The 7,879-nt window shown below is 72.1% G+C and carries 1 protein-coding gene; it reads right to left on the reverse strand.

Going from position 1 to position 7,879, the window contains the following annotated elements:
* Positions 1–7,879 (reverse strand): amino acid adenylation domain-containing protein (locus tag ETD86_RS50975; protein ID WP_138673828.1); only part of this gene is annotated, 7,879 nt, incomplete at both ends.

Genomic DNA, 7,879 nt, shown 5'->3' on the forward strand with positions numbered 1-7,879 from the left:
TCCAGCACCTCCACCTCATGCAACGAGATCTCCGGCGCCGCCGTCACCACATCCAGCACCCGCACGAACCAGCCAGCAATCCGAGCCGCCGTCGAAGCATCGAACAGATCCGCCGCCACCGCCATCGACCCGCGCAATCCAGCCGGCCGGCCCTGCTCGTCGAACGCCTCCCCCACCATGACTTCCACGTCACACTTCACCGGCATCGTCGCCGGAGCATCCGCCGCCGTCGCGGCCGACCCGATCTGCACACCGGGCAGGTCCAGCCCGGCACGCTCCTGGTTCTGCAGCGTCAGGACCACCTGAACCAGCGGGTGTCTGGCCAGCGACCGGACCGGCGCCAGCTCCTCCACCAGCCGCTCGAACGGCACGTCCTGGTGCGCCAGCGCTCCCAGACTGGCCTCCCGCACCCGGGCCAGCACCTGCCGGAACTCCGGATCCCCCGACAGATCCGTACGGATCACCAGCGTGTTGACGAAGAACCCGACGAGATCATCGAGCGCCTCGTCGGTACGCCCGGCCACACCGGACCCGATCGGAACATCCACTCCAGCGCCCAGACGCGACAGCGTCACCGCCAGCGCGGCCTGCATCACCATGAAGACCGTGACACCCTCGGCCCGGGCCAGCTCGACCAGCCGCTGATGCACCTCGGCCGGGACGCGCAGCGCCATCGCGTGGCCGACGTGACTGGCGACCGCCGGACGCGGCCGGTCCACCGGCAACGCCAGCTCTTCCGGCGCCCCGGCCAAGGCCTGCCGCCAGTACTCCACCTGCGCCGACAGCAGACTCTCCGGATCGGACTCCGCACCCAGCAACTCCCGCTGCCACAGCCCGTAGTCGGCATACTGCACCGGCAACGGCTCCCACACCGGAGCCTCACCCCGCACACGAGCCGCATACGCCGCCGACAAGTCCCGCCCCAGCGGCGCCATCGACCAGCCGTCACCAGCGATGTGATGCACCACGACCACGAGCACCTGCTCCTCGGCCCCGGTCTGGAACAACCACGCCCGGATCGGCACCTCGACTGCCAGGTCGAACGCGTGCCGCGTCGCCTGCCGCACGGCCCCGGCCAGCTCCTCAGCCTCCACCTGGGACACCTGCAGCGCCCAATCCAGCTCATCCACATCCAGAATGTGCTGATACGGCTCCCCCTCCGCCGACGGGAAGACGGTGCGCAGCGACTCGTGGCGGGCGATGACGTCCCGCAAGGCCGCGTTCAACGCGGCGGGATCGAGCTCGCCGGTCAGCCGGACCGTCGTCGGCAGGTTGTAAGTCGGGCTCGGGCCTTCCAACTGCTCCAGGAACCACAACCGCCGCTGCGCGAACGACAACGGCACCCGCTCCGGACGCGCCATCGCCCGCAGCGGCAGACGTACCCGGTCCGACTCACCCTGCGCCAACCGCGTCGCCAGACCGGCCACCGTCGGAGCCTCGAACAGCGTCCGCAGCGGCAACTCCACACCCAGCGCGGCCCGGATGCGAGACGCCAGCCGGACCGCCAGCAGAGAGTGACCACCCAGCTCGAAGAAGCTGTCGTCGACCCCGACCGACTCCACCCCGAGCACGTGGGCGAAGGCCGCACACAGGATTTCCTCCTGCACCGTGGCCGGAGCCCGCCCCGACCCGCTCGTGTACTCCGGGGCCGGAAGCGACCGGCGGTCGAGTTTGCCGTTGGGCGTCAGCGGCAACTCGTCGAGCGCGACCACGGCCGTGGGCACCATGTACTCCGGCAGCCTCCCTGCCGCGAACTCCCGCAGACCGGCGGCGTCGAGGGCGCCCGCGTCCGCGGGCACCACGTAGGCCACCAGGCGCTTGTCGCCCAGAGTGTCCTCCCGCGCGACCACCGCGACCCGGGTGACGCCGGGATGCGCCAGCAGGACGGCCTCGACCTCGCCCGGCTCGATCCGGAACCCGCGGATCTTCACCTGCTCATCGGCACGACCGGCGAAGACCAACTGGCCATCGGCGGTCCACTTCGCGAGGTCTCCGGTCCGGTACATGCGCTCACCCGAACCGCCGAACGGGCAGGCCACGAACCGCTCACCGGTCAACGCCGGACGGCCTGCGTACCCGCGCGCCAGCCCGGCGCCCGCCACGTAGACCTCACCGGCGACGCCGACCGGGACCGGGTTCAGCCTGTCGTCCAGCACGTACAGGCGGGTGTTGGCGATCGGCCCGCCGAACGGCACCGGCCCGGACCCGTCCGGGTCCACCTGCCCCACGGCCGCGATCACCGTGGCCTCGGTCGGGCCGTACGCGTGCACCAGCCGCCGGCCGGCCGCCCACCGGCGCGCCACCGGCTCACTGATCGCCTCTGAACCCACCACCATCGGGCCGATGTGTGTGAAGTCCTCCGGTTCCAGCACCGCCAGCAGCGACGGAACGACGCTCGCCGCGCCGACCCCGGACAGCTCCCGCAGCAAGCGCGGCTCGGTGCGCTGGCGCTCGCTCGCGATCCACAGCGTCGCCCCGCTCGCCAGCGTCACCGCCACATCCAGTACGGACGCGTCGAAGCTGAACGACGTGAACTGCAACACCCCGACGCCGGGATCGGCGCCCATCAACGGCTTGAACACCGACACCAGGTTCGGGATCGAGCCGTGGGCGACCGCGACGCCCTTCGGCGTGCCGGTCGATCCGGAGGTGTAGATCACGTACGCCAGGCCGGCCGGGTTCACGGCCAGGGGCGGCGCGGTCTCCGGGTGGTCCTCCAGGACCCGCGGGTCGTCGAGCCATACCGCCGACACCCCGGTCAGAGCTTCGACGAGAGGCCCGGTCCGGCCCCGGTCGGCCAGCACCACCCGCGTGCCGGCATCGGCCACCATGAGCTGCACCCGCTCGGCGGGCAACTGCCCATCGATCGGCAGGTAAGCGGCACCGGCCTTCCACACACCCAGAATCGCGATGATCATCTGGGCTCCGCGCGGCAGGCACACGCCGACCACCGACTCGGCGTCCACGCCGATGCCGCGTAGATGATGCGCGAGCCGGTTCGCGGCCGCGTCCAGCTCGGCGTAGGTGAGCTGTACACCCTCGGCCACCACGGCCGGCGCGTGCGGGTCGGCGGCCGCCTGCCGCTCGAACAGCGCCACGATGTTCGAGTCCGCGACGTCGGCCGCGGTGTCATTCCACGCTGTGAGCACCAGATCGCGCTCGTCGGCGTCGAGCAGGTCCACCGCGTGCAACGGGGCGTCCGGGGCCGCGGTCGCCGCGTCGAGCACCCGGATCCACCGCTCGGCCATGGTTTCGACCGAGCCGCTGTCGAACAGGTCCGCCGAGCCGGTCATCCACCCGCGCAGTCCCGCCGGGCGTCCCTGCGCGTCGAAGGTCTCCGACAGCGACATCTCCAGGTCGAACTTGGCCGCCGAGGACGCCCCGTCCACCCGTGCGGCTCCCGCGCTCACGTCGGGCAGGTCCAGCGCCGCGCGCTCGGTGTTCTGCACGGTGAGCATCACCTGGAAGAGGGGATGCCTGGCCAGCGACCGGTCCGGCGCCAGCTCCTCCACCAGCCGCTCGAACGGCACGTCCTGGTTCGCCAGCGCGCCCAGGCTGGTCTCCCGGACCCGGGCCAGCACCTGCCGGAACTCCGGATCCCCGGACAGGTCGGTGCGGATCACCAGCGTGTTGACGAAGAACCCGACGAGGTCGTTCAGCGCCTCATCGGTACGCCCGGCCACGGCCGATCCGATCGGGATGTCCGTGCCGGCCCCCAGCCGGGACAGCGTCACCGCGAGGGCGGCCTGTACCACCATGAACGGAGTCGCGCTCTCAGCCCCGGCGAGCTCCGCCAGTCGCCGATGGACCTCGGCCGGCACCCGCACCGGCACCGCGTGCCCGCGATGACTCGCCACCGCCGGACGTGACCGGTCCACCGGCAACGCCAGCTCCTCCGGCGCCCCGGCCAGGGCCTGCCGCCAGTACTCCACCTGGGCCGACAGCAGACTCTCCGGGTCGGACTCGTCGCCGAGCAGGTCCCGCTGCCACAGGGCGTAGTCGGCGTACTGCACCGGCAGCGGCTCCCACGCCGGCGCGGCGCCGCGTACGCGGGCCGCGTACGCCGTCGACAGGTCCCGGCCCAGCGGCGCGGTGGACCAGCCGTCACCCGCGATGTGGTGAACCACCAGCACCAGCACCCGCTCGTCCGCCCCGGCGGTCTCGAAGAGCCATGCCCGGATCGGCGTCTCCGCCGAAAGGTCGAACGCGTACCGCGTCGCCTGCCGCACGGCGCCGGCCAGCTCCCCTGGCTCGACGTGGGACACCTGCAGCGCCCAGTCCAGCTGGTCCATGTCCAGGATGTGCTGATACGGCTCGCCGTCCACGGCGGGGAACACCGTGCGCAGGGCCTCGTGGCGGGCGATGACGTCCCGCAGCGCGGCGTTGAGCGCCGCCACGTCCACCTCGCCGGTCAACCGTACCGGGACAGAGATGTTGTAGGTCGAGCTCGGGCCCTCCAACTGGCCCAGGAACCACAACCGGCGCTGCGCGAAAGACAACGGCACCCGCTCCGGACGCGCCGCGGCGCGCAGCGGCGTCCGCACCCGGCCATCGCCGTCCGCCGCCAAGTGGGCGGCCACCCCTGCCGGGGTCGGCGCCTCGAACAGCGTCCGCAGCGGCAGCTCCACGTTGAGCGCGGCCCGGATCCGCGACACCAGGCGCGTCGCCAGCAGCGAGTGCCCGCCGAGCCGGAAGAAGTCGTCGTCCACGCCCACCGACGCCACGCCCAGCACGTCCGCGAACACCCCGCACAGGATCTCCTCCTGCACCGTGGCGGGTCTGCGGCCGGTCGGCGTGGACTGGGACGCGTAGTCGGGGACGGGCAGAGCCCGGCGATCCACCTTCCCGTTCACGGTGAGCGGGAGGCGGTCGAGCACCACCACCGCCGAAGGCACCAGATAGGCGGGCAGGCGCTCGGCCACGTACTCGAGCAGCGCGGTCCCCTCGTCGGCCCCGCCGCGTGCGGGCACCACGTAGGCCACCAGCCGCTTGTCGCCGGGCACGTCCTCGCGGGCGATCACTTCGGCCTGCGCCACGGCCGGGTGCCCGGCGAGCGCAGCCTGGACCTCGCCCAGCTCGATCCGCTTCCCGCGGATCTTCACCTGCTGGTCGACCCGGTCCAGGAACAGCAGGTGGCCGTCCCGAGTCCACTGCGCGCGGTCCCCGGTACGGTACATCCGCTGCCCCGGCTCGAAGGGGCACGCCACGAACCGCTCGGCGGTGAAGCCGGGCCGCCCCACGTAACCGCGGGCCAACCCGGCACCGGTCGTGTAGAGCTCGCCGGGCACGCCTACTGGCGCCGGCCGCAGCGAGGCGTCCAGAACGTAGACGCGGCTGGCCGCCACCGGGCTCCCGATCGGTACGCTGCCGCCCGACCGCAGCTCGGCGGCCTGCACCGGGTGGGTGGTGGTGAAGACGGTGCACTCGGTCGGGCCGTACACGTTGGTCAGCTCGGTCTGGGGCAGTTCGTCCAGCATGCGGCGGCAGTGCGCCGGGGAGAGCACGTCGCCGCCGGCCCACACCTCGCGCATTCCGGCGAGTGCCCGCAGATCGGCGTCCACGACCTCGTGGAACAGCCCGGCCGTCAGCCATGTGGTGGTGACGCGGTGCGCGGCCAGGAAGTCCCGCAGCTCGGTCACCGACTGCTCCGCCTGGTGCGGGATCGCCAGGGTCGCCCCGTTGAGCAGGGCACCCCACACCTCCAGGGTGCTGGCGTCGAACGTCACCGAGGCCAGCTGGCTGACCACGTCGTCGGCTTCCACGCGGACATGCCGCGCCACACGGTCGACCCCCTCGTGGAGGACGACGACGCCCTTGGGCAGACCGGTGGAACCGGACGTGTAGATGACGTGTGCGGGATGCTCGGGGCGCAGGCCGCACGGCGGCGGGTTCGCGTCGAGGCCGGCGAGCTCGCCGATCGTGCCGGGATCGTCGAGCGCCACGATCGGCACGCCGAAGGAGGCGAACAGGTCGCGGGTGCCCGCGGTGGTCAGAACCGCGACCGCCGCGGCGTCGCGGAGCATGAACGCTATGCGCTCGGCCGGATATTCGGTGTTGATCGGGACGTACGCGCCGCCCGCCTTGAGGATGCCCAGCCACGCCACGATCAGCTCGGCACCGGGATCGACGGCCACCGCCACCGTGGTCTCCGGCTTCACACCGCGTTCGACCAGGTAGTGCGCGAGTCGATTCGCCCTCGTGTCCAGCTCCCGGTACGACAGCTCCACGCCGCGCGCCACCACGGCGGGGGCATCTGGACGGGCCTCCGCCTGCTCCTCGAACCGCGCCACGATGGTCGAGGCGGGCACGCCCGTCGCGGTCTGGTTCCACCGGTCGAGCATCAGATCGCGCTCGCCGGCGTCGAGGATGTCGACGGCGTGCACCCGCGTGCCGGGGGTCGCGGTCACGACGTCCAGCACGCGGGTGAACCTCTGGACCAGCGCCTCCGTCGAGTCGACGTCCAGCAGATCGGCCGCGGCGACCACCATCCCGCGCAGCCCGGCGGGACGGCCCTGGTCGTCGAACGCCTCCCGGACCGACACTTCGAGATCGAACTTGGCCCACACGGTGGCGGCGATCTCGCCGGTCTGGGCCCCTCCGCCGATGCGCACCCGCGGCAACTCCAGTGTCGCCCGCTCGACGTTCTGCACGGTCAGTGCCACCTGGAACAGCGGGTGCCGGGCCATCGACCGCTCCGGCGCCAGCTCCTCGACCAGTCGCTCGAACGGCACGTCCTGGTGCGCCAGCGCGCCCAGGCTGGTCTCCCGGACCCGGGCCAGCAGCTGCCGGAACTCCGGATCGCCGGACAGGTCGGTGCGGATCACCAGCGTGTTGACGAAGAACCCGACCAGATCGCTCAGCGCTTCGTCCGTGCGGCCCGCGAACGCCGAACCGATCGGAATGTCGGTGCCGGCTCCGAGCCGGGACAGGGTCACGGCGAGCGCGGCCTGGACGACCATGAACGTGGTCACGCCTTCGGCCCGGGCCAGCTCCGCCAGCCGCTCGTGCACCTCGGCGGAGACCCGCAAGGGCACCGCATGCCCGCGGTTGCTCGCTACTGCCGGGCGCGGCCGGTCGTAGGGGAGCTCCAGTTCTTCCGGCGCTCCGGCGAGGGTCTGCCGCCAGTAGTCGACCTGGGTCGACAGCAGGCTGCCCGGGTCGGACTCGTCGCCGAGCAGCTGCCGCTGCCACAACGCGTAGTCGGCGTACTGCACCGGCAGCGGCTCCCACACCGGCGCCTCGCCGCGCAGCCGCGCCGCGTACGCGGCCGACGCGTCCCGGCCTAAAGGCGCCGTCGACCAGCCGTCGCCCGCGATGTGGTGCACGACCAGCACCAACACCCGCTCTTCCGGTCCGGTCTCGAACAACCACGCCCGGATCGGCACCTCGGCCGAGAGGTCGAACGCGTAGCGCGAGGCCTCCTTGACCGCCTCGGCCAGCTCTTCTGCCTGGACCTGGCGCACCTGCAGCTGCCAGTCCAGCTCCTGCGGGTCAAGGATCCGCTGGTACGGCTCACCCTCCACCGCCGGGAAGACCGTCCGCAGCGACTCGTGGCGGGCGATGACGTCCCGCAGCGCCTCGTTCAACGCCGCGATGTCCAGGGCTCCGGTCAGCGGAACGGTCAGCGGGATGTTGTACGTGGGACTCGGGCCCTCCAGCTGGCCCAGGAACCACAACCGGCGCTGCGCGAACGACAACGGCACCCGCTCCGGCCGCTCAGCCTTCCGCAGGGCCAAGCGGACCTGCTCCTGCTCCGGACCGGCCAGGCGTGCCGCCAACCCCGCCACCGTCGGCGACTCGAACAACATCCGGATCTTCACCTCCGCACCCAGCCGGGCACGGATACGCGACAACAACCGGATCGCCAGCAGCGAATGCC

This window comes from Nonomuraea turkmeniaca (assembly GCF_005889735.1).
In the GTDB taxonomy this organism is placed as follows: Bacteria; Actinomycetota; Actinomycetes; order Streptosporangiales; family Streptosporangiaceae; genus Nonomuraea; species Nonomuraea turkmeniaca.